The sequence below is a fragment of the Corallococcus macrosporus DSM 14697 genome (genome assembly GCF_002305895.1).
GTDB classification, from domain to species: Bacteria; Myxococcota; Myxococcia; order Myxococcales; family Myxococcaceae; genus Myxococcus; species Myxococcus macrosporus.
The window spans coordinates 2,355,094-2,378,932 of record NZ_CP022203.1 but is presented as its reverse complement, the minus strand read 5'-3'; the positions used below and the strand labels follow the sequence as shown (position 1 = coordinate 2,378,932).

Below are 23,839 nucleotides of genomic sequence, written 5' to 3'. Positions count from 1 at the left end.
GCCTCACCAGCGCAGCCACACCATGAGCAACGCGGGCGTGGCGGCCAGGAGCGCGCCCGCCCCGAAGGCCAGCAGCACCTGGAGGAAGAAGAGGTCCTCCAGCCGCTCCACCAGCGTCAGCTCCACGCGCTCGATGCCCAGCGTCTCCAGGTTCCGCACCGCGGTGGCGGCGTCCGGCGCGGAGACGACGGCGCGCAGCGCCAGCACGCCCAGCACGCGGCGCGACTGCTCCATGAGGAAGCGCTCCACCTCCGCCATGCGTGACGGCGCCCCGCTCCGGGCCTGCTCCGCCTGGCGCAGGTGCTCGCCCACCGATTCGTCCACCACGCGCGACAGCGCCTCGCGTGACAGCGAGCCCGTGCCCTGGAGCCGCCGCGCCACCTGCACCGTGACGGGCTTGAGCACGGCGTAGACGCGGCCCACCACGCCCCGCGCCCTGGCCTCCTCGGCCAGCCGCCCCGACACCGCTTGCAGCATGAACGCGTAGCCGCCCGCCACCGACAGGGCCAGCGGCGGCAACACCGCGCTCAACACGACGAGCCACGTGGGCGCGGGCGGCACCCCCAGCCACCGGGGCAGCGCGTAGGTGGCCGCGGCCACCCCCAGCCCCACCAGGCCGAAGAGCGCCCCGCCCTTCAGCGCGCCCAGCACCCCCACGCCCATCAACCGGAAGGCCACCCTCAGCCCCTGCCCCAACGCGCCTGCGACCCGCATGGACCGACCCTCCCAGGGCGGAGGTCCGCCCACATCCCCCGCCGCGGCGAAGCGCCCGGTTCCAGGGAGAGCCCACGATTCCACGAGGAGTGCCTCCGCGCCAGCGACGCACCACGTCAAGAAGAGGCCCGCCTCCTCCCAAAAGGCAGACCGCTGTCCAGCCCCGAACGGTCGTCACCACAGTTTCAACATTTCGAGACAGACCAGGAATGCAAGATGTCCCTGTGAACCAGTCCACGCCGCGAGTGGACCCGGGTCACAGCCGTCCTCTCTCTCCGAAGTGGAGGCTGTCCATGACGACGTCGTTCCTGTCGATGCGCCCCCTGCGGTACGCGATGCTGTCCCTCTCGGTGCTGGCCTTCGCCCCCTCGGCGACGGCGGCGCCGCCCTCGAAGTCCCTGAAGCCGCGCGCGCTCGTCGCCAAGCCCACGGGCCGCGAGCTGGCCGGGGACACCCTCGTGGAGCGCATCGTGGTGAAGTTCCATGAAGGCAGCCGGGTGCGCCTGCGCGACCAGCGGCTGGTGGCCCTGACGTCGGAGCGGGACGCCGCGGAGCGCTCGCTGCTGGCCGGACGCAACCTGGGTGACGCGCGCCTGGAGGCGGACGTGGGCGCGGTGGCGTCGCTGCTGGAGCGCGCGCCGCGCATCGGCGCCATCGCCCGGCTCTTCGACGAGCCCGAGTCCTCGCTGGAGGCGCGCAAGGCCTCTGGTGAGCGGCAGAGCGGTGAGCAGCTGGCGGACCTGAACCTGTACTTCGAGGTGCCCCTGATGCCGGGCACCACGTCCGAGCGTGTGGCCGACCTGGTCGCCGCGCTCAACGCGCTGGACGGCGTGGAGGTGGCCTACGCCGAGCCGCCCCCCGAGCCGGCCATGGTGAACTTCGGCATGGACGCGGCGGTGCGCGGCCTGCTGGCGGCGGCGGACCTCCCGCCCACCACGCCCTCCTATGTGAACAACCAGGGCTACCTCAACGCCGCGCCCAACGGCGTGAACGCGAAGTACGCGTGGACCGTCACGGGCGGCCAGGGGCAGAACGTGAAGGTGGTGGACGTGGAGGGCGGCTGGCGCACCACGCACGAGGACATGCCCACGCTCTTCCACATGGGCGGCACGCAGTACGCGGACGCGAGCTGGAGACACCACGGCACGGCCGTGCTGGGTGAAATCGTGGGCGCGTCCAACGCCTACGGCGTGACGGGCATCGCGCACGCGGCGCAGGCGGGCTACGAGTCCATCGGCGCCCAGAGCTCCGCCAGCGCCATCAGCAAGGCGGCCACGGCCGCGGGCCGGGGCGGCATCGTGCTCATCGAGCTGCACTCCCGCGGCCCGGCGGACGGCACGGCCTGCACGTGCAACACCAGCCAGTGCAACTACATCGCCATGGAGTACTGGCAGGCCAACTACGACGCCATCAAGACGGCCACCGCCAACGGCGTCATCGTCGTGGAGGCGGCGGGCAACGGCAGCGCCGACCTGGACGCGTCCGCGTACGGGGGCCGGTTCAACCGCAACACCCGGGACTCGGAGGCCATCGTCGTGGGCGGCAGCACGGCGACCACGCGCTCGCCCATGTGCTGGACGAACTTCGGCACCCGCGTGGACGTGCACGGCTGGGGTGAGCGCGTCTACAGCATGGGCTACGGCAACGTGTTCGGCAGCTACGGCGAGGACCAGTTCTACACGTCCAGCTTCAGCGGCACGTCCAGCGCATCCCCCATCGTGGTGGGCGCCGCCGCCAGCGCGCAGGGCGTGGCCCTGGCCAACGGACGCCGCCTGACGAGCGCGCAGATGCGCTCGCTGCTGCGCGACAACGGCACCCCGCAGGCCGCGAACGCGCGCCAGATCGGGCCGCTGCCGGACCTGGCCAAGGCGCTGCCCAAGGTCATCTCGGGCAACTACTGAGCGTCGCCCGGGCCGCTCCCACCCGCTCGCTACGGGTGGGGGCGCCCCCTTTTGACACCGCCGCTACCGGCCACCGTAGCGGCGGTGGTCCACCATCAGGCAGCGGTCCTGCACCACCTGGATGCCCGCCTTCGCCAGCTTCTCCGCCGCGGCGTCATTGCGGATGCCGGACTGGAACCACACCGCCCTTGGATTCTTGGCGATGAGCTCGTCCACGTGCCCGTCGATGTCCTGCGGCCGGCGGAACACGTCCACCAGGTCCAGCTCGCCGGGCACGTCCGTGAGCCGCCGGAACACCGGCTTGCCCAGGATGTGCGTGACGTCCGGGTAGTAGACGGGTACGGGCACCACCTCCACGCCCGCGCGCGCCAGGTAGTCCGGCACGTAGTAGGCCGGCTGCCCCGACTGCTGCTCCGTCTTGATGCCCAGCACCGCCACCCGCCGCGCGCTCTTCACCACGCGCTCCACGCCCGCTTCATCCTCGATGAGGTTCTGCTCCCAGCTCATCGCGCCTCCTCCTGGAGCCCCTCTGTCCGGGACTCCGTCATGAGCGTCCACGCCTCGCCCGCCACCGTCGCCCGCACCGTGATCTGGCGGCTCACGGGCATGAAGCGTCCCCGGGCCACCAGTTGTTCTCCCTCGCAGGACACGCCTGGCGTCAGCTCCGGCCGGCCCGCCATCACCCAGGCCTCCGACAGCGCGTCCGGCGCGTCCTCCGGCACCGTATCCAGGCAGCGCAGGCCCAGCACCACCGCGCTGCCCAGCGGCGTGTCCCGCGTGCCCTGGACCGTGCGCTCCAGGACATAGGCCACCTGGCTGTCCCCCAGGGGCACCAGGTCCACCACCCAGCTCTGCTGGCCCTCCACCAGGTTGCGCTGGAACAGGCCGGAGAACTTCACCTCCCACTCACGGCGCGCCCGCGCCTCCAGGGCCTCGGGCTCGAAGAAGCGCTCCAGCACGCCGTCCTCCGTGCCCTCGGGCGCCACCTGGCGCAGCGCCTCCTGCGCGGCCTCGGGAGCCACCAGCTTCACGAAGGTGCCATCCGCCGCCAGCCAGGCCCGCAACGTGAAGCGGGCCAGCACGTCCGCCACGTCCGTGGGCACCTGCTGACCGTCGCGCGTCAAGCGGGAGCTCGGCACGTCCTGCGCCAGCAGCCAGCCCCCCTCGGAGGGCGTGAAGCGCGTCTGCGTGCGCAGCTCCACTTCCTCACGAAGAATCTGACTCCCCCGCTCCACGGAGCGCACGCTGCGCTGGGTCTCCATGAGGACGCGGTCCACGGGCGGCTGGAAGTCGAGCCGCACCGCGGCCGGCCGCGGCTCCGACGGCGCCACGGAGAGCGGCGCCCGGTGGCTACAGGCGGCGGTCAACGACAGGATGAGACTGGACGTCAGGGGCCCGGGACGCATGCGCTCGCGCACGCTGGCAGAAAGCGCCCGCGCCCGCGAGCGCTTCCACCAGGCGCCCTGCCCGGGCGCCCACCGGTTCACGGATGACGCGTGTGGCCGTCTGGCGCGTGCTCCACCAGGTCACGCCCGATGTTGCGGCGGTCCCGGTCCACCCCATCGTCGTCCTTCAGGCCCCCCTGGGCGGAGCGCCGGGCCGCCTCGGAGAGGTCCCGCTGCACGGCCTCGCGGTTGGGGTACTCGCCGCGCGGCAGGCACTTGAAGAGGTTGATGATGTCGGGCGGGGCGCCCGCATCGGCGGCCGCGGCCACCAGTTGCTCCCGCTCGACGGGGTAGTCCACGGCGTCGAGGTGGGGGGTGATGGAGAGCGCTGGGTCCTCCGCGAATCCATAAGCCATCGTGCGTCTGCCTTTCTGGCCGGGCGCCTGACCCCGGCCCCGGCGCGTTCGTGTGCCATGACAACGTGGGGATGACCGGGGCGCGGGACCACCCGGGGCGCCCCCGTCCCAGCCCCTGTCCGGCCAGGGGGCCAGCCGCCCCAGCCCCGTCCCGGGCTAAGGTGTCGCCCCGCGACGCCTTCCTCGCAGGAGCCCCACACCCCATGTCCGCCGCCCCCCTGCTGCTTGCCTGGCTCACGCTCGCCAGCACGCCCGCCCCCACGCCCCCGCCCGTCCACGACGTCTACGCCCTGGACGAGGCGGCCTTCGTCGCCCAGGCCCAGGCCGACCTCGCCCTGCTGGAGCGCCACGTCCGCGGCCTGCGCGGGCTGCAGGAGGCCGTGAAGCAGTCGCGGGGCGTGTACCTGCAGAAGCAGGGCGTGCCGTACACGCCGGACCAGAAGCAGCTCCTGCTCAGCACCTGGGCGGCCTTCTTCGACTACTTCGTGTCCGTGGAGGTCATCCGCCAGCGCTACTGGGACTTCGTGAAGGTGCCCGCCGTCACCCAGCCCAGGAAGCACGCCTGGGGCTTCCTGCTCACCCACGGCGCGCTCACCACGGAGCTGGCCCATGGCCTCACCTACGCGGAGCTCACCCTGGGCAGAAAGCAGCTCGAGGTGCTGCTGGACGAGCCCGCGCCCGAGTACGGCCTGCCCGCGCGCGCCTTCGCCCGGTTCAAGGACAAGGCCATCCACGTCTCCACCAGCACCCAGCTCCTCACCGGTGACGGCTACAAGGAGCAGCTCCGCCCGCTGCTGGTGAAGGCCGGCGCGCTGGACGCCCCGCGGGTGCCCTGGCTGCTCCAGGAGATGAAGCACAACAGCAAGGTGGCCAAGGGGCTGCTCACCCGGCGCGGCGCCACGCTCTTCGCCAAGGCCACGGTGGACCTGACGAAGGACACCGCGCAGCGCGCCTTCTTCCCCGTGCAGCGCGCGGTGGCGGAGTGGATGGGTGACACCCGCGTGCGCCGCGTGGGCCAGCCCCTCATCACCCGCGAGCAGGCCCTGGCCCTGCTGGAGCGGATGGAGCCCGGCGACATCATGGTCGCCCGGCAGAACTGGTACCTCTCCAACATCGGCCTGCCGGGCTTCTGGCCGCACGCGGAGCTCTTCCTCGGCACGCCCGCGCAGCTCTCCGCCTACTTCGACGAGGACCCGGCCGTGAAGGCCTGGGTGGCCACCCTCCCCGGCGCGCCAGGCTCGTTCACCCAGCACCTGGCGCGTTCGTTCCCCGCCAAGTGGGCGGCCTACTCCGGCCAGGACGCGCACGGAGACCCCCTGCGCATCCTCGAATCCATCAGCGAAGGCGTGTCCTTCACCGGCCTGGAGCACGGCCTGCGCGTGGACTACCTGGGCGTCATGCGCCCGCGCCTGTCCCGCCTGGAGAAGGCCCGCGCCATCGCCCGCGCCTTCACCTTCCAGGGCCGCCCCTATGACTTCGACTTCGACTTCTTCTCAGACAGGACGCTGGTGTGCACGGAGCTGGTGTGGAAGGCCTACGCCCCCGCCCAGGACATGACGGGCCTGCGCATCCCCCTGGTCAGCGTCGCCGGCCGCCGCACCCTGCCCGCCAACGAGCTGGTCCGCCTCTTCGACGCGGAGTTCGGACGCGAGGACAGGCAGCTCGACTTCGTGGCCTTCCTGGACGGCCGGGAGGCGGAGGGCATCGCCAGGGAGGCGGACGCCGCCGCTTTCCGTTACAGCTACCGCCGGGCCAAGTGGGACATCGCCCAGGAGTAGACACACGATGACGGAGCAGATGGCCGAGGAGATGCTGCAGCTTTCCGCCCAGCTCTTCGAGAAGATGATTTCCCAGCAGCAGGCCAAGGTGCTGCGCCTCGCCCGCGAGGCCGTGCCCAACATCTCCCCCGAGGAGGTGCGCAACTCCCACGACTTCCCGGAACTCAAGGAACATCCTACATTCGAGTTCGAGGATGGAATCCTGTCCGGGCTGATTGCGGCCCAGATTGCCCTGCGGGCGGAAATCAAGGGACGGCTGCCGCTTGAACCTCCAGCATTCTGACGCTCGGCCGCCTGCCTTTGCCGTCCGGGCCCTCGTGGGTTACTGGTTCTCGCCGTGAGCATTCCCCCTGGATTCAGCCCACCGTTGGCGCGGGAGCGGCTGGTGTCGGCCCTGGCCGCGGAGCCCCCGCGGTTGGACCTGGCGGCGCTGGCCATCGCCACGCTGGACAAGCCGCTGCTGGACGCCCCCGGCTGCCTGCACATGCTGGACGTGCTCGCGTGCCGGGTGCAGGTGGAGGCGGAGCGGCTGAGCGAGAAGGGCGAGGTCCTCGCGCCGCTGCGGGCCTTGCGCCACGTGCTGGCGGACATCGAGGGCTTCCGAGGCAACGAGGACGACTACCACTCCCCGGAGAACAGCTTCCTGGACCAGGTGCTGGAGCGGAAGCTGGGGCTGCCGATTACGCTGTCCGTCGTCTACCTGGAGGTGGCGCGGCGCGCGGGCATCTCCCTGTACGGCGTCCCCTTCCCCGGCCACTTCCTGGTGGCCCATGACGCGGGGGACCACAAGCTGGTGATGGACCCGTTCCACCACGGGGACATCCTCACCGAGCACGGCTGCGAGGAGCTGCTCAAGCGCGTGGCGCCGCAGCTCAAGTTCGACCGCAACATGCTGGCGCCCGCGCCGGTGGAGCTGATTGCGTACCGGATGCTGTCCAACCTGCGGCGCGTGTACCTGGGCCGCGAGGACTGCGAGCGCGGGCTGGCGGTGGTGGACATGCTGCTGCTCCTGGCGCCGGACCACCCGGGCGAGCTGCGCACGCGCGCGGCGCTGCTCGGCAGCCTGGGGGCGTACCGCGCGGCGCTGAAGGACGTGGAGCGCTGCCTCCAGCTTTCGCCCGAGGCCCCCGACCGCGAGCGGCTGGAGATGACGGCCCGCGAGCTGCGGGAGCGCGCCGCGCTGCTCAACTGAAGGGAAGGACTTTCACATGGCGGGAGAGGTGAAACCCTGGCGCCGGCTGCGGCGCGGGCTGGAGCACGACTTCACCGTCGCCCGGGTGCGCGAGGACTGGTGGGCGGACCCGCGCACCGGCCTGGAGCACCCGCGCGTGCGCGTGGACTGCGCGGACTGGGTGAACGTCATCGCGGTGACGCCGGACGCGCGGCTCGTGCTGGTGCGGCAGTTCCGCTTCGGCGTCGAGTCCTCCACGCTGGAGCTCCCTGGCGGCATCGTGGAGCCGGGAGAAGCGCCGGAGCGGGCCGCGGCGCGCGAACTGGAGGAGGAGACGGGCTACGTGCCGGGGCGCATGGTGCCAGTGGGCCAGGTGCACCCCAACCCCGCGTTCCAGGGCAACGTGTGCTTCAACTTCCTCGCGCTGGACTGCGTGAAGCGGCACGAGGGGCGGCAGGACGCGGGCGAGGACATCGCCGTGGAGCTGCACCCGCGCGCGGCGCTGCCGCGCCTCATCCTGGAGGGGCACATCACCCATTCGCTGGTGGTGGCGGCCTTCTTCCAGGAGCGTCTGCTCGGCGAGTCGGAGTAGGCGCGTGCCTCAAGGGCGCGCGCAGCCACAGCCGCACGCGTCGAAGTAGGGAGACTCGCCGCGGGCGCAGACGAAGAAGAGGACCTGGCACGCCTGCCTGTCCCGGGACACGGAGCGGCGGTGGGAGGCCCGAGCGTCGCATGACGCGCGGTCCGCCATGGCCTGCGACGCCTCGGCCGCGTCGCCCTCCTCCGAGAGCGCGCCACAGCCCGCGGCTCCCAGCGCCGTCAGCAGCGTCAGAACGCCCCTCAGGTCGAACACCCGACACCTCGCGAACCGGCGCCTGTCCTTCGCGCCCACCAGGCCTGGGATGCAACGTGGGGGCCCCTCCCGCATACCGGGAGCCCCCTGGCGGCGCGGGCTCCCGGAGGCGTGGACAGCGTCACAGTCGCGGCGTGCGGAGCGAGACACCTGGCCGGACCTGGGCCTCACCGTGTCCGCCCGCGCACGGGCGCCTCGGCCCGAGGGGAGGCCTCCTCGCCGGTGGAGCGCTCCGCCGCCTCAGCGGGCCTTCTTCGCGCGTGTCCGGCGCCGCGGCGCGGGCTGCGGCGCCGGCGCGGCCTCCTCCCGCTGCCACGTCCCGGAGCGGCCACCCGACTTGTGCTCCAGTTGCACCGCGTCCAGCACCATGCCGCGGTCCACGCTCTTGCACATGTCGTAGACGGTCAGCGCCGCCGCGCAGGCCGCGGTGAGCGCCTCCATCTCCACGCCGGTGCGGTCCACCGTCTTCACCTGCGCGCGCACCCGGAGCCCCGCGTCCTCGGGCGCCAGCGTCACCTCCACCCCCGCGAGCGCGATGGGGTGGCAGAGCGGAACGAAGTCCGGCGTGCGCTTGGCGGCCATGATGCCGGCGAGCCTCGCCGCGGCCAGCACGTCCCCCTTCTCCACCTTCCCCGCCAGGATGCGCTCGCGCGTGGCGGGCAGCATCCGCAGCAGCGCGGTGGCCACGGCCACGCGGCCCGTCTTCGGCTTCTCCCCCACGTCCACCATCTTCATCGGCGCGCCCCCTGGGCCACCGCGGCCAGCAGGTCATCCGCGATGTCGTCCGGGTCCTCCAGCCCCACGGAGACGCGGATGAGGTTCTCCTGGATGCCCGCGGCCGCTCGCTCCTCCGGAGTGAAGCGGCGCGCGCTGGCGCTGGCCGCGTGCATCACCAACGTGCACACGTCTCCCAGCGAGGGCCCCGGCCGCCCCACCTTCAGCGCCTCCAGGAAGCGCATGCCCTCCGCCCGCCCCGCGCCCTTGATTTCAAAGGCCACCATGGGGCCGCCGCCCAGCAGCAGCGCGTTCGCGGTGGCGTGGTCCGGGTGCGAAGCCAGCCCCGGGTAGATGACCCGCTCCAGCAGCGGGGACTCCGTGAGGCGCCGGGCCACGTGCGCCGCGTGCTCCACATGCGCCTTCATGCGGACCGGCAGCGTGCGCAGGCCGCGCAGGGTGAGCCACGCCTCGAAGGGCCCCAGCACGTCCCCCGCCAGCACCCGCGCGGCGCGCAGCGGGGCCATCCGCTCACGCGAGGCGCTCACCGTGCCGCCCAGCGCGTCGCTGTGCCCGTTGAGCCACTTGCTGGTGGACTGCACCGCGTAGTCCGCGCCCAGCGCCAGCGCGCGCTGGCCCACGGGCGACGGGAAGGTGCCATCCACCACGAACGCCGCCCCCACGTCCTGGCAGGCCCGCGCGAGCACGCGCAAATCAGGCACGCGCAGCAGCGGGTTGGAGATGCTCTCCGCCAGCACCATGCGCGGCTTCAGCTCGCGGATGCGCGCGGACACCTCGGGGTCCGTCATCAGGAGCGCGTGCAGCTCCACGCCCAGCGTGGCGCACAGGCGCTTGTACAGCGCGCGCGTGACGCCGTAGCCGTCCGCCGGCATCACCAGCCGGTCCCCCGGCTTGAAGCCCTGGGCCTCGAAGACGGAGCGCAGCGCGGCCATGCCGCTGGCGTAGGCCACGCAGGCCTCGGCGCCCTCCAGCGCGGCCACGGCCTCCTCCAGCAGCGTCGTGTTGGGCGCGCTGATGCGGGCGTAGGCGTAGTCCTTGCCGTCCAGGGCGCTGTCCAGATCGTCGCTGCTGTCGAACCAGTTCACCGCCGCCGGGTAGATGGGCGGCGACACCGGCACCGCCTTGCTTCCAGCCAGCCGCGTCCCGGCGTGCACCGCCACCGTCTTCTGCTTCGAGCTCATGGGGATTCGCTGCGTCCTTCGCGGGAATGGAAAGGCCGGCCCCGACAAGAGGGCCGGCCTGGAGATGCTTCACCTTCAGCCGCGCGGGCGGCCAGGCTACTCGCCGTGCTCGATGAGCCAGCGCTCCGCGTCGATGGCGGCCATGCAGCCCGTGCCCGCCGCGGTGATGGCCTGACGGTAGTAGTGGTCCTGCACGTCGCCGCAGGCGAAGACGCCCTCGATGTTGGTGCGCGTGGAGCCCGGCACCGTCTTGAGGTAGCCGCCCTGGTGCGTCTCCAGCACGCCCTGGAACAGCTCCGTGTTGGGCGTGTGGCCAATGGCGACGAAGAGGCCCGTCGCCTTCACGAGCTGGCTGTCCCCCGTCTTCAGGTTGCGCACCACCGCGCCGTTCATCCCCTTGTTGTCGCCCAGGACCTCCTCCACCGCGGAGTCCCACATGAAGGAGATTTTCGGGTTCTGGAGGGCGCGCTCCTGCATCACCTTGGAGGCGCGCAGCGTGTCGCGGCGGTGGATGAGGGTGACGTGGTTGACGATTTTCGCCAGGTACGTCGCCTCCTCCATGGCCGTGTCACCGCCGCCCACCACCAGCACGTCCTGCTTCTTGAAGAAGGCACCGTCGCAGGTGGCGCACGCGGAGACGCCGCGGTTCTTGTAGGTGTCCTCGCCCTTGACGCCCAGCCACTTGGCGGTGGCGCCGGTGGAGATGATGACGGTCTCCGAGCGGTAGCTGACGCTCTCCCCCTGGATGAGGAAGGGGCGCTGGGAGAAGTCCACCTTCACCACGTTCTCCATGTGGATGGTGGTGCCGAAGCGCTCCGCCTGCTTCTGGAACCGCTCCATCAGCTCCGGGCCGGTGATGGCCTCCGGAAAGCCCGGGTAGTTCTCCACGTCGGTGGTCACCATGAGCTGGCCGCCCGGCACCCGCTGCGGGTGCTCCAGGGTGGGGCCGCCGGCGAACACCACCGGCTGCAGGTTGGCGCGCGCGGCGTAGATGGCCGCGGTGTAGCCCGCCGGCCCCGAGCCAATGATGGTCACCTTGTTCGTCTTCTCCTCCGCCACGACTCCTCCCGAATCTCGTTGATGGCCGCAAGGTACCAGAGCGCCTCGGGCGCGTGATACGAAGCTGGCCTCATGGATGCCGACGTCCTCAAGAAGGTTGCGCTGTTCGAGGGATTGACCCAGGGACAGCTCGCCAAGGTCGCCCAGATTGGCCACTCCCGGACCTACCCGGCGGGCGCCTTCCTGTTCCGCGAGGGGGACGCCGGCCAGGAGATGTTCGTAATCGCCGAGGGCAAGGTCCGCATCTCCAAGTCAGTCCCTGGCGTCGGCGAGGAGGCGCTCGCCGTCCTGGAGCCCGGCCAGTATTTCGGTGAGATGGCCGTCATCGAGGACTCCCCCCGCTCGGCGGACGCCATCGCCCACGTGAGCTGCGCCGTCTGGGTCATTGAACGCTCGCGGTTGGATCAGCTCATGTTCACCGACAAGGACCTGGCGTACGTGCTGCTCTGGACGTTCGTCCGGACGCTGAGTGAGCGGCTCCGGGAGACGAACGAGAAGATCAAGGGCTTCTTCGCCCTCTCCCGCTTCTGACGCCCCGTCTCGGCGCCCGAGAAACCAGGTGGCGCAGGGCTGCCCGTCCGTCATTCCGGCCGCTTCACGCATGTCGGGACGGGTGCGTGCCCCACTCCCCAGGTAGCACACGCAGGCACACGCGTTGCTATGTCCCCGTCCCGTGGAGGGCGGCGGGATGGAGCAATCGGCGGCGGGGGCGGCGTGGGCGGGCGACGGGTCGGTGAGCGCGCGGGGCGTGGGGGGCGCGGAGGAGTCGCGAGAGCGGCTCTTCCGGTTGGGGGCGGCGGCACTCACCGACCCGGAGCTGTTGTGCGTGGTGTGGAGCTCCGGGGCGCGCGCGCCCGGAGCCTGGGCGGTGGCGGGGGCGTTGCTGACGGAGGGCGGAGGGCTGAAGGGACTGGTGCAGCAGGAGCCCCTGGCGCTGAGCTTGCGGCCCGGCGTGGGGCCTGCCCGGGCGGCGCAGGTGCTGGCCGCGTTGGAGCTGGGCCGCCGCGCGCAGCGCGCGGGTGAGCGGCGGCCCAGGTTGCGCACGCCGAAGGAGATTGCCGCGTATCTGGCGCCGGTGCTGGGGGCGCTGCGGCGCGAGGTGTTCCACGTCCTGTGCTTCAACGCGCGCAACGTGCTGCTGCATGACGCGCGCGTGGCGGAGGGCACCATGAACACCTGCCCGGTGGACCCGCGAGAGGTGTTCGCCGCGGCGCTCACCGCGCGCGCCACGTCCATCGTGCTGGCGCACAACCACCCTTCGGGGGACCCGGAGCCCAGCGTCCAGGACCTGGCCCTGACGCGGCACCTGGTCGCGGGGGCGCAGCTCCTCAACATCAAGGTGCTGGACCACGTGGTGGTGGGAGACGGCGGCTACGTGTCGATGCTGGAGCGCGGGCTGATGCCGGACGAGGCGAAGGAGCAGCGGCGGACGTGGAGCGCGAATGGAGGCTGCGGATGATGGTGAGCGTGGTGGGGCTGTGGGGGGCGGTGCAGGTGGAGCTGCTGGAGGACACGCGGGCGCAGGTGGTGCGGCTGGACACCGGACAGGCGTGCACGGTGGAGCGCGCGTCGCTGCCCAGCGGCGCACGTGAGGGGGACCTCGTGGTGGATGGCCGGCTGGAGCCAGGGCAGACGGAGGCGCGGCGGCGGGACGTCGCGCGGATCCGGGCGCGGCTGGCTGTTCCGGTTCCACCAGGGCTCGACCTGTGAGTGGAGGCCGGGCACGGCCTCGTTTCCGTTGACGGATGGACCGGGATGATGAACATGCGCGCGATGCCGGTGGACCTGCCCTACCTCGAGGAAGCACAGCGGGGGCTGGTCCGCCACTTCGGCCTGTCCCAGTTCCGTCCGGGGCAGGACCAGGTCATCTCCTCCGTCCTGAGCGGCCGCAACACGGTGGTGGTGATGCCCACCGGGGCGGGCAAGAGCCTGTGCTACCAGCTACCGGCCACGCTGCTGCCGGGACTGACGCTGGTGGTGTCGCCGCTCATCGCGCTGATGAAGGACCAGGTGGAGCAGCTCACCGCGCGGGGCATCCCCGCGACGTTCATCAACTCCTCGCTGTCCGACCTGGAGCGCGCGGAGCGGATGCGCAAGCTGCGCGCGCGGGAGTACAAGCTGCTCTACGTGGCGCCGGAGCGCTTCCGCAGCCAGAGCTTCCTGGAGACGGTGTCCGCCGTGGGCGTGGACCTGCTCGCCGTGGACGAGGCGCACTGCATCTCCCAGTGGGGCCACGACTTCCGGCCGGACTACGCGCAGCTCGGGCAGGTGCGCAAGCGGCTGCGGCCGCCGCGCACGGTGGCGCTCACCGCCACGGCCACGCCGGAGGTCCGCGCGGACATCGTGCGCGTCCTGCTGATGAAGGACCCGCAGGAGTTCGCCATGGGCTTCGACCGGCCCAACCTCTTCCTGGGCAAGCAGGAGGTGGGCGGCGACGCGGACCGGCACGAGGCCTGCGCGCGGCTGGCGGCCACCGGCGGCAGCGGCATCGTGTACTGCTCCACGCGGCGCGCGGCGGAGGGCATCTTCTCCGAGCTGCACGGGCGCGGGGTGAAGGCGGTGCTGTACCACGCAGGCATGGACGACGACGCCCGGCGCCGCGCCCAGGACACCTTCATGGCCGCGAAGGAGGCGGTGGCGGTGGCCACCAACGCCTTCGGCATGGGCATCGACAAGCCGGACATCCGCTTCGTCGGCCACGCCAACATCCCCCGGGCGGTGGAGGCGTACTACCAGGAGATTGGCCGCGCGGGCCGCGACGGGCAGGCCGCGCGCGCGGTGCTCCTCTTCAACCACTCGGACGTCTTCACCCAGGAGCGGCTCATCCAGAGCAGCCACCCGGCCGAGGCCATCTTCGGCGACGTGTGGAACGTGCTCCAGTCGGTGGAGGAGTTCGAGCGGGGCGTGCACGTGCTCGCGGGCATGGTGAACGCCAGCGAGTTCGAGGTCTCCGCGGCGCTGCGCATCCTCGAGCGCGAGGGCAAGGTGGAGCGCGGGGGCCGGGGCGAGGGCGAGCACGGCATCACCCTGCTGGAGAAGGCCACCTCGGCGCAGCCGCACTCGCCGGACGCGCAGCGGCTGCTCAAGTCGCTGCTGGAGACCTTCCCCGTGGGCCGGCAAATCACCACGGAGCTGCCCATCCTCGCGCGGCGCATCGGGCTGTCGGTGGACGAGGTCCGCCACGCGCTCGGCCTTCTGGAGAAGGCCCACGTGGCGAAGGTGCGGCGGCCCTTCGCCGGGCGCTCCATCCGCGCGCTGGAGCGGCTGCCCTTCCGGGAGCTGGGGCTGGACCTGAGCCGGGTGCGGGAGCAGGAGCGGCAGAACCTCTCGCTGCTGCGGCGGATGACGGAGTACGCCTACACGGACCGGGACAAGAAGTGCCGGCGCTCGGCCATCCTCCGGTACTTCGGCCAGCGCGACGCAGGCACCTCGTGTGGCAACTGCGACGTGTGCACGCCGGAGAAGATGCCCACGCTGCTGGCGCATGGGCCGGCCGCGTCGCGCGGCCGCGGCCCGGGCTCCACGGCGGCGCCCGTGGTGACGAACTACAGCGAGCTGGCCTCCACGGAGCTGCGGCGCTGGCGCAAGGAGCTGGCGAAGGACCTGGGCGTCGCGCCCTTCATCATCTTCAACGACGCCACGCTGCTGGGGCTGTCCGCGGCGCTGCCGGTGGACCGGGAGGGCTTCCTGGCGGTGAAGGGCACCGGGGAGAGCCGCTGGGAGCGCTTTGGCCCCAAGGTGGTGGAAATCTGCCTGATGGCGCGCGCGGCGGGCCATGAGCCGCAGGCCGTGCCAGCGGCCGCGGCGCGCAAGCCCATCCTCCGCCGCAGGGGCTAGGAGCGCGAGCGCAGGGCCCGGCGCGCCAGCAGCGTCCGGACGCCGCCCATGAGCGTGCCCACCACCATCGCGAGCACGAAGATGACGGCCATGGTGGTGAGGCCGAACACCACGCGCACGCCCCACTCGGAGATGCGCCCGGTGAAGTAGGCCGCGCGCAGCGGCTCCATGGCGCCCGACAGCTCCAGCGCCCGCGCTGGCAGCGAGTCCAGCGACAGCGACATCCGCCGTAGGAAGCTCGAGGGGTGGAACCTCAGGGCAATCTCCACCCCGAGCCCCAGCAGCAGGTAGATGAGCGACAGCAGGAACGCATTGCCCCACATGATGCGCAGCAGCGGGGAGTCCGTTCGGGAGGAGAAATACCGCACGCTACCTCGCAGCCTTCTTCTTGAGGCCAGGCAGGGCCTTCTTCACCCGCGCGGCATCATTCGCGCCACCGGCCAGTTTCAGGAATGCCTCGTAGGACGCCACCGCCCGCGGCAGCTCGCCGGGCTCGCGCACCAGCGCGTCCGCGAGCGCCAGGCGCGCCAGGCCGTCCGCGGGCTCCAGCTCCACGGCCTTCTCCAGCGCGGCCCTGGCCACGGCCTCCTGCCTCTGCTTGAGCGCCACCATGCCCAATGCAAGCTGTGCCCGGCCGTCGAAAGGCGCCAGGCGCACGGCCTCATCCGCCGCGGCGCGCGCATCCTTCAGCGCCCCCGCCCCCAGCAGGGCCCGGGCCATGGTGGCCCGAGCGAAGGCCTTGTCCCAGACTGTCGGCGCCCTGGCCGCCAGGTCCTCCAGCGTCCGCGCGGCGCCGCGCCCACCGCCCGGGAGCTGCGCGTAGAGCTCGCCCACGCGGCCACAGGTGGCATCGGGCCCTTCCCGCCGGGCCGCGGCGAAGGCCGCCTCCGCGTTGCCGCTGTTGCCCTGGCGCATGAAGGCCAGGGCAATCTCACAGAAGGTGTCCGCGTCCTTCGGGTCCAGCTTGTTGGCGCGCGCCAGCGCGGAGAAGCCGCCCCGCGCGTCGCCCGCGCCGAAGAGGATGGCCGCGCGCAGCTTGTGCGCCTCGGGGTCATCCGACGCCAGCTTCACCGAGCGCTGCACCGCGCCCTCCGCGTCCTTGCGGCGGCCCGCGTGGAACAGCGCCAGCGCGAAGCCCTTGTGAGCGGCCGCGCTGCCCGGGTTCTCCAACTGCCACGCCTCGAACTGCTTGAGCGCGTCCTGCGTCCGCCCCAGCGCCAGCAGCGTGCGCCCCAGCGCGTCCCGCGCCTCGCCGTGCGCGCCGTTGCGCTCCACCGCCTGGGTCAGCGGCTTGAGGGCCATGTCGGGCAGCCCGCGCGACAGCATCAGGCGCCCCAGCGAGCACGCGCCCTCGTGGTCGCGAGGATCCTTCTGGACCTCCTCGAACAGGGACTGCGCCTTGTCGTAGGCCCGCTCGCGCCAGTAGAGCTGCCCCAGCGCCAGCCGCATGTCGTTGCGCGGCCGCTTCGCCGCCTGCAGGGCCTTCTCCAGCAGCTCCCGCGCCTGGGCGCCGTTGCCCTCGGCGGCGTCCGCCAGGGCCAGCCAGGAGACGGCCTCCGGTGGATACCGGTCATTCACGCGGGTGCGCGCCAGCTCCGCGCGGGCCTTCTTCCAGTCCCCCAGCCGCGCGTACGCGGCGCCGCGCACCAGGGACACCTTGCGGCCCCCGTCGGCGTCCAGCCGCGACAGCACCTCGCGCTCACGGTCCCGGTCCAGCAGCGCCCGGCCCAGGCCCTCGCGGGCTTCCTCGCTCTTGGGCCGCAGCTTGAGCGCGGCTTCGTAGGCGGCCTGCGCCGCGTCCAGCGTCCCGGCCGCCCGGCTGGCGGCGCCGAGCGCGAGCTGGAACTCGAAGGCCAGGGGCCCCTGGGTGCCCTTGGAGAGCAGCGCGCGGGCCTCGGCGTGCTTGCCCTGGGCGGACAGCAGCTCGCCATGGACCAACTGCTGGCGCGCCTTCAGGGACGGCGGCAGCTTCGGGTCCTCCGCGAGCGGCGCCACGTCCGCCAGCGCGGCGTCCAGGTCCTGGTACAGCGCGAGCCGGGCCTCCGCCTGGCCAATGCGGGCCCCGGGGTGACCAGGGGACCTCTTGCGCGCGCGCTCGTACATCTCGATGGCCTGGGGAAAGTCCTCGGAAGCCTTGTAGTAGCCCCCCAGGGCCACCAGCGCGCGGACGTTGACGCCAGAGGCCCGGAGCGCGCGGTCGAAGCGCTCGAGCGCCTGCTTCTCGTCCTTCGCCTCCAGCAGCAGGCTGCCGGCGAGCGCATGGACCTCGGTGCTCTCCTCCTGCGAACCCAAGAGGGCGCTCCGGGCCAGGGCCCGTCCGCGCTCGTCCGCCACCAGCACGTTGGTGACCAGCACCAGGGCGGGCGCCGCGTCCTTCACGCCGGGCCGCTCCAGCGCCTCCAGCGCCTGCCGCCGGTCCTCGGAGGCCTGCCCATGGTCCGCATACCGCAGCGCATGCGCCCACGCCGTCAGCGCCCACGCGCGGCTGCTGCTGTCATCCATGTCCCGCGCCTTCTGGAGCTGCGCCAGCGCGGCGTCCAGCGAGGCCCCCGTGTCCTGGACGATGAGGTCCTCGGCCCGGGCCAGCGTCTCGCTCAGCGTCTTTCCGCCCTGGTTCGCGCGGATGTTGATGAAGCTGATGGCGACGATGGCCAGCACCACCACGCCCACCACCGCGCCGGCGACCTTCACGCCATGCCGGGCGATGAACGACGTCTTGGCGGCCTCGCGCGCCAGCCTGGCCCGCAGCTCCTTCTCGTACTCGGCGGTGAGCGCCTCGGTGTCCGGCTTGCGCGCCTTGGCCTGCGCGCTGGCGGCCGTGGGCGCGGGCGCCGCGTCCGGGATGTCCTCGAGCAGGGACCGCTTGCCCCCGGAGGAAGGCCGCGTCGCCGAGGGCGCGCGCGCCGCGACGACGGGCATCGGCGCCATGGGCTCGGGAGGCGGAAGGTCTCCCAGGAGTCCACCGGACCCCGCGGACGCGGTGTCCTCGACAGGAGCGGACGCGGCCAGGGGCCCGTCCTCGGCCGGAGCGGCGCCGGCCTGGCGCCCGTCCTCGTCGGCCTCGGGCGCTGACGCAGCGGCCGCCTCGGCCCCTTCGGGCAGCGCCACCTGCTGCGTCGGCGCATCCTGGCCGGCGCCGGAATCCTGCGTGGAGTCGGGAAGGGCGGAGTCCTCCGCCGGGCCACCCGCGGCGGCCTCGGACGACAGCGCCTGCCCAGGCGCTTCGTCCTCACCGCGCTGGGGTGCGTCCTCGTCATCCCCCAGCCCCAGGTCCAGGCTCGGCAGCTCCGCGCCCAGCACCGACGACACCGGCACCCGCCGGTTCAACAGCCCCAGGGACGCGCCCGCCTCGTCCCCCGAGCCCTCCGGCCGCGTCGCCGCGCCGCCCCGCGCCACCGACGGGTCCACCGCTGACGCCTCGCCGCCCCGCGCCACGGACGGGTCCGCCGCTGACGCCTCGCCGCCCCGCGCCACCGACGGGTCCGCCGCTGACGCCTCGCCGCCGTCCGCGCCTGTCCCAGCGTCCGCGCCTGTCCCAGCGTCCGCAACCCCAGCCGTCCCAGGCCCCGCGTCCGCGGAATCACCCGCTGCCGCGGCCCCCGCGCTCGCGGGCTTCAGCTTCGCCGCGTCACCGAGCGCCGCGGCGCGCAGCCGGGCGGCGGCCATGGGCGCCACCGTGGGCCCCGGTGCCGGGTCCTCGTCCTTCGGCGGCTCGGCGGGGGTGTCCTCGTCCGCGGCGGGCTTCTCCAGCCCCATCAGGTCCGCGAACACCGGCGCCGGACCACCGGCGAGCGCCTGCTGCGCCTGGTCCAGCCAGCTCTTCACGCGGCCGTCATTGGGCTGGAGCGCCACGGCCTTGCGGAGGATGGGCAGCGCGGAGCGGTACAGCCCGCGCTGGAGGAGCACCTCGCCAATCAGGTTGTAGGCGTAGGGGTTGTCCTTCTCGATGGAGATGGCCTGGTCGAACTGCTCCATCGCCTCGGCGGGCCGGCCCTGCTGGATGAGGGCCTTGCCCCACAGCACGCGCCCGACAATGGACGTGGGGTGGTGGGAGATGCCTTGCCCGCAGACCTCGATGGCACGCGCCGTGTCGCCCTTCTCCAACAGGGCCTTGGCGAGCTCGACGAAAACGGAAGAAGTGGGGTCCTGCCGGAGGAGCTGCTCGTAACGCTCCACCATCGACTTGGCCATGTCGCTCGCGACTCCGGTGCTCGTGCGGGAGCCGGACCATACCACCGCTGACTCGTCCGAGGCTGCTGCCGGGTGCTACCCTGCCGGGCGTGAATCGCCTGCCTGCCCTGCTCCTCGCGCTCGTCCTTGGGGCGTGCGCAACCGTGTCCAAGAAATCCAACCTGGAAACACTCAAGCCCACCGTGGAGCGCTTCCATCAGGCCATCCGCTGGAAGGACTTCCAGAGCGCCAGCCGCATCATCGTCCCCGAGCGCCGCAAGGACTTCCAGAAGGCCCGCATCGAGCTCAACGACGACAAGGACCTGTCCATCACCGACTACGAGGTCGTGGACGTGAAGGTGTCAGCGGACGGGAACCAGGCCACCATCCAGAGCCGCATCCAGTGGATGCGCCTGCCCTCGGCCTCCGAGCGCACCGCCCTCGTCACCTCGGAGTTCGTCTTCCGGGACGGCGCCTGGCAGTTGGAGAGCCAGGAGGACGGCCCCTTCGAGGGCGAGCTGCCGAGCCCGAGTCCGAACCCCAGCTCCAGCCCCGAAGAGACGCCCATCCCCTGAAAAGAAACCGCCCACCGTCTCGGGGCCGGCCGAGGCGGTGGGCGTCGGGAGCTCCCCCATGGAGCGCCCTACAAGAAACCGCCCGCCGTCTCGGGGCCGGCCGAGACGGAAGGCGTCGGGAACTCCCCCATGGAGTGCCCTACAGTTTGACGGGGCGGCACCGTTTCCGGGCCCTTGCCGCCGCGCCGTGACGGACCACTCCTAGAGCAATGGCGGTGCCAAGCACCTCGCGGGGAGCGGGCGCTGGCGGAGGGCTTGAGATTCAAGGGGTTGCGGCTTCCGGGGGCCTGACAGCCCCCTGCCCCGCGGTCGGGCCTCTGACATCGCTGTCAGGGCCCCCGGGGCCAGTCGCCATGCGCGGCCTGACAGCCGCGTCAGGGGGCCTCGGACTTTCCCGCGGCTAGTCGCCCTGGACGGAGCGGATGGTGTCGCGCATGGAGTGGCGCGGCTTCCAGGCCACGTCCTTCACCCAGCGGCTGCCATCCACGGCGCACAGGAACTGGATGTGGTCCAGCTCCGGAGGCGGGAAGTTGGCCAGCCGGTACTTGAACAACATGCCCAGCAGCGGCCGGGCCACCGGGTGGGGGACGGGGATGGGGGTGTTGCCCAGCTCGCGCATCACCGCGGACAGGGGCACCTCGCCGGGGCCCACGACGTTGTAGACGCCCTTGGGCTCGGGGCGGAGCGCCTCCACCATGGCGCGCGCCACGTCCTCCACGTGGATGAGCTGCACCATGGGGTCGAAGCCCGCCATCATCCAGGGCCGGCGCATGCGCAGGTAGTTGGACGGCGCGTTCTTGATGGTGGGCCCCACGATGTGGACGGGCCGGAGGATGACCGTCTCGATGTGGGGGTGCTTCCAGAAGAAGCTGTGCGCCAGCATGTCCACTTCGATGAGGTCGCGCACGCCGGAGAAGCGGCTGGCGGCCATCAGCGGCGCGTCCTCCGTGAGGAAGTTGGAGTTGTCCGGGCTGGGCCCGTACACGTTGGCCGAGGACAGGACGACGACCTTCTTCACCCCGTACTTGGCGCAGTACTCCAGCAGGCGCGTGGTGCCCACGACGTTGAAGGAGTGGTGCTCCTCCTCGCTCATCCGCGGGTCATGCATGATGCCCATGTGGATGACGGCGCGGATTTCGTTCTTCCGGAAGACGTCCTCCGCCTTCTTCTTGCGGAGGTCCAGCTCGTACATCTCGACGTCCTTCGGCCGCCCCATGAAGGGGCGCCGGTCGATGCCGATGATGCGCTCGTGCTTGTGGAGCAGCTTCGCGAGGGTGCGGCCGAGGTTGCCGCTGATGCCCGTGACGACGACGGCCGGTTTCATGGAACCCCCCTCTTTAGCACCGCCGCGCCGGGCGCTCACCAGAACACGCCCTGACGCTCCTTGAGGCCCTGGTGGAGCATGGACTGGATGGACGCCTTCACGGTGCGGACCTTCTTGTCCAGCTCGCTGTCCTCGTCATCCGGGCGCCCGGAGAAGTGCAGCGGCTCGCCGAAGTAGATGCGGTACTTGGTGGGCAGGGGAATGGGCAGCCCGGTGGGGGTGATGGGGAAGGACGGGAAGCCCAGCAGCTTCGCCACCGGCTTCAGGTCCATCAGCGCCGGGGCCTGCTCCTCCGCGCCAATCACGGCCACGGGGACGATGGGCGTGTTCGTCTCCAGCGCCAGGCGCATGAAGCCCAGGCCGAACTCCTGGAGCTGGTAGCGCTGGGGCCACAGCTTGTTGATGCCGCGCGTCCCCTCCGGGAAGACGAGGATGGCCTCCTCCGACTCCAGCAGCCGCCGGCAGTTCTCCGGCGTGCCGACAATCTGCCCCACCCGCGCCATGAAGGTGGACACGTACGGGAGCGACGACACCCACTTCTCCACCATGCTGCGGATGGGGCGGGGCGGGCTGGCCTCCAGCATCATCGCCACGCCAATCATGGCGCCGTCCATGGGAAGCTGGCCGGAGTGGTTGGACACCAGCAGCACCCGGCCGGCCGGCACGTGCTCGATGCCGTACGTCTCCACGCGGAAGTAGTTCCGGTAGAGCCACAGGAGCGGCGCCACCGCGGACAGGCTGTAGTCCAGGTCGAAGCCGAACGGGTCCACCCCGTACTCGTTCCCCGGGCGCGCCAGCGCCTGGAGCCGCTGCTTCTGCTCGTCATTGGCCAGCCGGTCCGTCCACTCGCGCAGGCCCTTCTTCAATCGGTCGGTGACGTTCTCCAGCATGGGGGCTCTTTACACCACCCACCCCGCCGCCGGGAGTACGCCGTCGCCCGGACGGCGCAAGCGTGCCCCACGGACACCCAGGCACGGCGCGGACGTGCGCTGTCGGACAGGCGCCCCTCGTGGGAAGGCCTTACACCGTGGAGGCCAGGCGCCCGGCGACGTCGCGCAGCGTGAGGACCTCGCGCTCCGCCTTCAGCCAGCCAAACACCTCGCGCAGGCGCGCCATCTTCTGGGTGGCGCTGACGCGCAGGTCCCGCTGCTGCCGCACCAACTCCGGGGGAATCCCGTCCGACGCGTCCAGCACGTCCACGCCGTGCAGCTCGAAGTTGAAGAAGCGGTCCCGGCGGCAGGTGCGCCACAGCGCGTGCAGGGACGCGCGGGGCAGCGTGGTGGCGAAGGTGCCGATGAGGGGAAAGCGCAGCGCGGGCGTCACCGTCATGGGCAGCTCCAGCACGCTGCCCGTGCCCCGCCGGTAGGGCTGCGCCGGGTCGGGCCGGTACGGCACCCGGGGCGCCAGCAGCACCCGGGGCGTGTCCAGCACGGAGCGGGACGGCCGCCCCAGCATGGCCAGGCCGCCCATCACCGCCGCCTTCGCCGCGTAGTACGGCGCGGCGGGGAAGGCCGAGGAGCCATACCGGTACCCCAGCGCCGCCGTGGCCGCGTACAGGTCCGCGTTCAGGGTGTAGCCCGGGGCGCGGAAGCCCACGGGGCGCACCCCGGTGGCCTGATGGATGGCAGCGTCCGCGCGCGCCAGGTCCTCCTGGATGGCCGCCGGGCCCCGGCGCGTCAGCGCGTAGTCATGGGCGTGGCTGTGGCTGGCCACCTCGATGCCGGCTTCGTGGGAGGCGCGCATGCCCACGGCGGCGGCCGGGTCTGTCTCCAGGTCCTCGCCAATGACGAAGAAGGTCCCCGGCACGCCCAGCCCGTCCAGCAGTTCCCGGAAGCGCGGCACCGCCACCGCGTGCACCAGCGAGCGGGCGCGGTCGTCGAGCATCGCCTCCGGCAGGCCGTGGATGCGGCAGTAGTGGGGCAGCGAGTCGAGGTCGACGGAGATGGACGCCAGCCGCACGGTGCGCCCTCCCCCGCTCAGGTCCCGCGGACGCGGATGACGTAGAACAGCTTGCCCACGTTCTTCAACACGTTGGGCACGCGCTTGAACAGGTGGATGGAGGGCTGGCGCTTCTCTTGGAGCTGGATGGGAATCTCCACCACCCGCAGGCCCTCGCGCCAGGCGCGGATGACGAACTCGCTGGCGAACACGTCCATGTCCACCACGCACTTCTGGATGACGGGCAGCAGCGCCTCGCGGCGGAACGCCTTCAGGCCGTGCGTGTCGGTGCCCTGGAAGCCCAGCGCCACCTTCAGCAGCTTGTTGTGCACCCGCGTGGCCGCCCGGCGGATCAGGGGGCGCTGGTCACTGGCGCCCTTGGCCGCCTTGGAGCCCACGACCATGTCCGCCTCGCCCCGCTCCAGCCGCGGCAGCGCCGCGTCGTAGAAGGTCAGGTCGCACAGGTCGATTTCATCACAGATGACGTAGGTGCCCCGCGCCTTGAGGATGCCGGCCTTGAGCGCCACGCCGTAGTTGGGCGTCTCCGAGTGGAACCAGCGCAGGCGCGGGTTCTTCGCGCACAGCTCCTCCAAGATGGCGGGCGTGGCGTCGCGGGAGCCGTTCTCCGCGAAGATGATTTCGTAGTCGAGCCCGCGCGCCTCCAGCCCCTGGCGCAGCTCCTCCGCCGCCGAGGCGATGATGGACTCCTCGTTGTAGACCGGAATGACGACGGTGAGATGCGGGGCCATGGACTCGAACAGGGATGGCTAACACGCCCCAGGCCACCCGTCGATACAATGCG

General features: G+C 72.0%; 24 protein-coding genes. 10 read left to right on the top strand and 14 right to left on the bottom strand.

Annotated elements, in window-relative coordinates; genetic code table 11:
• Window positions 1–3 precede the first annotated feature (3 nt).
• Complete coding sequence (locus tag MYMAC_RS10165) at window positions 4–714, bottom strand: hypothetical protein (RefSeq protein WP_095957951.1); 711 nt, start codon at window positions 712–714, stop codon at window positions 4–6.
• Window positions 715–1,007: 293 nt separating this feature from the next.
• Here MYMAC_RS10165 and MYMAC_RS10160 point away from each other — a divergent pair, with 293 nt between their 5' ends.
• Window positions 1,008–2,615, top strand: a complete 1,608-nt coding sequence (locus MYMAC_RS10160) for a S8 family peptidase (RefSeq protein ID WP_013938573.1) — start codon at window positions 1,008–1,010, stop codon at window positions 2,613–2,615.
• Window positions 2,616–2,678: 63 nt separating this feature from the next.
• On the opposite strand, the gene MYMAC_RS10155 is transcribed toward MYMAC_RS10160, so the two are convergent.
• The 3 genes from MYMAC_RS10155 to MYMAC_RS10145 all read right to left on the bottom strand — a co-directional run bounded on the left by MYMAC_RS10155 (window position 2,679) and on the right by MYMAC_RS10145 (window position 4,416).
• Complete coding sequence (locus tag MYMAC_RS10155; protein ID WP_013938572.1) at window positions 2,679–3,122, bottom strand: CoA-binding protein; 444 nt, start codon at window positions 3,120–3,122, stop codon at window positions 2,679–2,681.
• The gene (locus tag MYMAC_RS10150) at window positions 3,119–4,021 is read right to left on the bottom strand and encodes a hypothetical protein (protein ID WP_095961552.1); all 903 of its coding nucleotides are present in this window, start codon (window positions 4,019–4,021) and stop codon (window positions 3,119–3,121) included. Before MYMAC_RS10150 ends, MYMAC_RS10155 begins: the two co-directional genes overlap by 4 nt.
• Before the next feature lie 77 nt (window positions 4,022–4,098).
• A complete protein-coding gene (locus MYMAC_RS10145; protein ID WP_095957950.1) occupies window positions 4,099–4,416 on the bottom strand; it encodes a DUF2795 domain-containing protein in 318 nt (105 codons plus the stop codon).
• A gap of 203 nt (window positions 4,417–4,619) precedes the next feature.
• Between MYMAC_RS10145 and MYMAC_RS10140 the strand changes: the two genes are divergently transcribed.
• The 4 genes from MYMAC_RS10140 to MYMAC_RS10125 all read left to right on the top strand — a co-directional run bounded on the left by MYMAC_RS10140 (window position 4,620) and on the right by MYMAC_RS10125 (window position 7,957).
• A complete protein-coding gene (locus MYMAC_RS10140) occupies window positions 4,620–6,194 on the top strand; it encodes a YiiX/YebB-like N1pC/P60 family cysteine hydrolase (protein WP_204817491.1) in 1,575 nt (524 codons plus the stop codon).
• Window positions 6,195–6,201: 7 nt separating this feature from the next.
• Window positions 6,202–6,477 carry a hypothetical protein gene (locus tag MYMAC_RS10135; RefSeq protein ID WP_013938568.1) on the top strand — a complete coding sequence of 92 codons (276 nt, stop codon included), beginning with the start codon at window positions 6,202–6,204 and terminating at the stop codon, window positions 6,475–6,477.
• A gap of 84 nt (window positions 6,478–6,561) precedes the next feature.
• On the top strand, window positions 6,562–7,386 hold the full coding sequence (locus MYMAC_RS10130) for a SirB1 family protein (RefSeq protein WP_013938567.1): 825 nt from the start codon (window positions 6,562–6,564) through the stop codon (window positions 7,384–7,386).
• A 16-nt stretch (window positions 7,387–7,402) separates the two neighbouring features.
• Window positions 7,403–7,957 (top strand): NUDIX hydrolase, encoded by a 555-nt coding sequence (locus MYMAC_RS10125; protein WP_013938566.1) that lies wholly within the window; start codon window positions 7,403–7,405, stop codon window positions 7,955–7,957.
• 9 nt (window positions 7,958–7,966) lie between these two features.
• Here the strand turns inward: MYMAC_RS10125 and MYMAC_RS10120 are convergent, their stop codons facing one another.
• The 4 genes from MYMAC_RS10120 to trxB all read right to left on the bottom strand — a co-directional run bounded on the left by MYMAC_RS10120 (window position 7,967) and on the right by trxB (window position 11,193).
• Window positions 7,967–8,218 (bottom strand): hypothetical protein, encoded by a 252-nt coding sequence (locus MYMAC_RS10120; RefSeq protein WP_095957948.1) that lies wholly within the window; start codon window positions 8,216–8,218, stop codon window positions 7,967–7,969.
• Window positions 8,219–8,458: 240 nt separating this feature from the next.
• Window positions 8,459–8,953, bottom strand: a complete 495-nt coding sequence (gene moaC / locus MYMAC_RS10115) for a cyclic pyranopterin monophosphate synthase MoaC (protein WP_095957947.1) — start codon at window positions 8,951–8,953, stop codon at window positions 8,459–8,461.
• Entirely contained in the window at window positions 8,950–10,134 is a 1,185-nt protein-coding gene (locus MYMAC_RS10110; RefSeq protein WP_095957946.1) for a trans-sulfuration enzyme family protein, read from the bottom strand. The genes moaC and MYMAC_RS10110 overlap by 4 nt, the downstream gene beginning before the upstream one ends.
• A gap of 96 nt (window positions 10,135–10,230) precedes the next feature.
• Window positions 10,231–11,193: a thioredoxin-disulfide reductase gene (gene trxB / locus MYMAC_RS10105; protein WP_013938562.1), complete on the bottom strand. Its 963-nt coding sequence runs from the start codon at window positions 11,191–11,193 to the stop codon at window positions 10,231–10,233.
• Between the two features lie 72 nt (window positions 11,194–11,265).
• Here trxB and MYMAC_RS10100 point away from each other — a divergent pair, with 72 nt between their 5' ends.
• The 4 genes from MYMAC_RS10100 (at window position 11,266) to MYMAC_RS10085 (ending at window position 15,030) form a co-directional block, all read left to right on the top strand.
• A complete protein-coding gene (locus MYMAC_RS10100) occupies window positions 11,266–11,724 on the top strand; it encodes a Crp/Fnr family transcriptional regulator (protein WP_013938561.1) in 459 nt (152 codons plus the stop codon).
• A 157-nt stretch (window positions 11,725–11,881) separates the two neighbouring features.
• Entirely contained in the window at window positions 11,882–12,652 is a 771-nt protein-coding gene (gene radC / locus MYMAC_RS10095) for a RadC family protein (RefSeq protein WP_095957945.1), read from the top strand.
• Window positions 12,652–12,903, top strand: coding sequence for a hypothetical protein (locus tag MYMAC_RS10090; protein WP_013938559.1), 252 nt, complete (start codon window positions 12,652–12,654; stop codon window positions 12,901–12,903). Before radC ends, MYMAC_RS10090 begins: the two co-directional genes overlap by 1 nt.
• A 45-nt stretch (window positions 12,904–12,948) precedes the next feature.
• The gene (locus MYMAC_RS10085; protein WP_095957944.1) at window positions 12,949–15,030 is read left to right on the top strand and encodes a RecQ family ATP-dependent DNA helicase; all 2,082 of its coding nucleotides are present in this window, start codon (window positions 12,949–12,951) and stop codon (window positions 15,028–15,030) included.
• Here the strand turns inward: MYMAC_RS10085 and MYMAC_RS10080 are convergent.
• Together MYMAC_RS10080 and MYMAC_RS10075 are read right to left on the bottom strand one after the other, a co-directional pair.
• Window positions 15,027–15,398, bottom strand: a complete 372-nt coding sequence (locus tag MYMAC_RS10080; protein ID WP_013938557.1) for a hypothetical protein — start codon at window positions 15,396–15,398, stop codon at window positions 15,027–15,029. The genes MYMAC_RS10085 and MYMAC_RS10080 overlap by 4 nt on opposite strands.
• 1 nt (window position 15,399) lies before the next feature.
• Window positions 15,400–19,221, bottom strand: a complete 3,822-nt coding sequence (locus MYMAC_RS10075; protein WP_095957943.1) for a tetratricopeptide repeat protein — start codon at window positions 19,219–19,221, stop codon at window positions 15,400–15,402.
• A 143-nt stretch (window positions 19,222–19,364) separates the two neighbouring features.
• Here MYMAC_RS10075 and MYMAC_RS10070 point away from each other — a divergent pair, with 143 nt between their 5' ends.
• A complete protein-coding gene (locus MYMAC_RS10070; protein ID WP_095957942.1) occupies window positions 19,365–19,775 on the top strand; it encodes a hypothetical protein in 411 nt (136 codons plus the stop codon).
• A 400-nt stretch (window positions 19,776–20,175) separates the two neighbouring features.
• Here MYMAC_RS10070 and MYMAC_RS10065 read toward each other — a convergent pair whose 3' ends face one another.
• From MYMAC_RS10065 to MYMAC_RS10050, 4 genes are all read right to left on the bottom strand, one after another.
• Window positions 20,176–21,099, bottom strand: coding sequence for an SDR family oxidoreductase (locus MYMAC_RS10065; RefSeq protein WP_013938554.1), 924 nt, complete (start codon window positions 21,097–21,099; stop codon window positions 20,176–20,178).
• Between the two features lie 35 nt (window positions 21,100–21,134).
• Complete coding sequence (locus MYMAC_RS10060) at window positions 21,135–21,989, bottom strand: lysophospholipid acyltransferase family protein (protein ID WP_095957941.1); 855 nt, start codon at window positions 21,987–21,989, stop codon at window positions 21,135–21,137.
• 130 nt (window positions 21,990–22,119) lie between these two features.
• Window positions 22,120–23,058 carry a polysaccharide deacetylase family protein gene (locus MYMAC_RS10055; RefSeq protein WP_095957940.1) on the bottom strand — a complete coding sequence of 313 codons (939 nt, stop codon included), beginning with the start codon at window positions 23,056–23,058 and terminating at the stop codon, window positions 22,120–22,122.
• Window positions 23,059–23,075: 17 nt separating this feature from the next.
• Window positions 23,076–23,786 carry a glycosyltransferase family 2 protein gene (locus MYMAC_RS10050; protein WP_095957939.1) on the bottom strand — a complete coding sequence of 237 codons (711 nt, stop codon included), beginning with the start codon at window positions 23,784–23,786 and terminating at the stop codon, window positions 23,076–23,078.
• Window positions 23,787–23,839: the final 53 nt, after the last annotated feature.

Bases quoted from the DNA above. Each gene is read 5' to 3' on its own strand.
- MYMAC_RS10165 (WP_095957951.1), bottom strand. From the start codon at position 714: ATGCGGGTCGCAGGCGCGTTGGGGCAGGGGCTGAGGGTGGCCTTCCGG.
- MYMAC_RS10160 (WP_013938573.1), top strand. From the start codon at position 1,008: ATGACGACGTCGTTCCTGTCGATGCGCCCCCTGCGGTACGCGATGCTG.
- MYMAC_RS10155 (WP_013938572.1), bottom strand. From the start codon at position 3,122: ATGAGCTGGGAGCAGAACCTCATCGAGGATGAAGCGGGCGTGGAGCGC.
- MYMAC_RS10150 (WP_095961552.1), bottom strand. From the start codon at position 4,021: ATGCGTCCCGGGCCCCTGACGTCCAGTCTCATCCTGTCGTTGACCGCC.
- MYMAC_RS10145 (WP_095957950.1), bottom strand. From the start codon at position 4,416: ATGGCTTATGGATTCGCGGAGGACCCAGCGCTCTCCATCACCCCCCAC.
- MYMAC_RS10140 (WP_204817491.1), top strand. From the start codon at position 4,620: ATGTCCGCCGCCCCCCTGCTGCTTGCCTGGCTCACGCTCGCCAGCACG.
- MYMAC_RS10135 (WP_013938568.1), top strand. From the start codon at position 6,202: ATGACGGAGCAGATGGCCGAGGAGATGCTGCAGCTTTCCGCCCAGCTC.
- MYMAC_RS10125 (WP_013938566.1), top strand. From the start codon at position 7,403: ATGGCGGGAGAGGTGAAACCCTGGCGCCGGCTGCGGCGCGGGCTGGAG.
- moaC (WP_095957947.1), bottom strand. From the start codon at position 8,953: ATGAAGATGGTGGACGTGGGGGAGAAGCCGAAGACGGGCCGCGTGGCC.
- MYMAC_RS10110 (WP_095957946.1), bottom strand. From the start codon at position 10,134: ATGAGCTCGAAGCAGAAGACGGTGGCGGTGCACGCCGGGACGCGGCTG.
- MYMAC_RS10100 (WP_013938561.1), top strand. From the start codon at position 11,266: ATGGATGCCGACGTCCTCAAGAAGGTTGCGCTGTTCGAGGGATTGACC.
- radC (WP_095957945.1), top strand. From the start codon at position 11,882: ATGGAGCAATCGGCGGCGGGGGCGGCGTGGGCGGGCGACGGGTCGGTG.
- MYMAC_RS10090 (WP_013938559.1), top strand. From the start codon at position 12,652: ATGGTGAGCGTGGTGGGGCTGTGGGGGGCGGTGCAGGTGGAGCTGCTG.
- MYMAC_RS10085 (WP_095957944.1), top strand. From the start codon at position 12,949: ATGATGAACATGCGCGCGATGCCGGTGGACCTGCCCTACCTCGAGGAA.
- MYMAC_RS10075 (WP_095957943.1), bottom strand. From the start codon at position 19,221: ATGGCCAAGTCGATGGTGGAGCGTTACGAGCAGCTCCTCCGGCAGGAC.
- MYMAC_RS10065 (WP_013938554.1), bottom strand. From the start codon at position 21,099: ATGAAACCGGCCGTCGTCGTCACGGGCATCAGCGGCAACCTCGGCCGC.
- MYMAC_RS10060 (WP_095957941.1), bottom strand. From the start codon at position 21,989: ATGCTGGAGAACGTCACCGACCGATTGAAGAAGGGCCTGCGCGAGTGG.
- MYMAC_RS10050 (WP_095957939.1), bottom strand. From the start codon at position 23,786: ATGGCCCCGCATCTCACCGTCGTCATTCCGGTCTACAACGAGGAGTCC.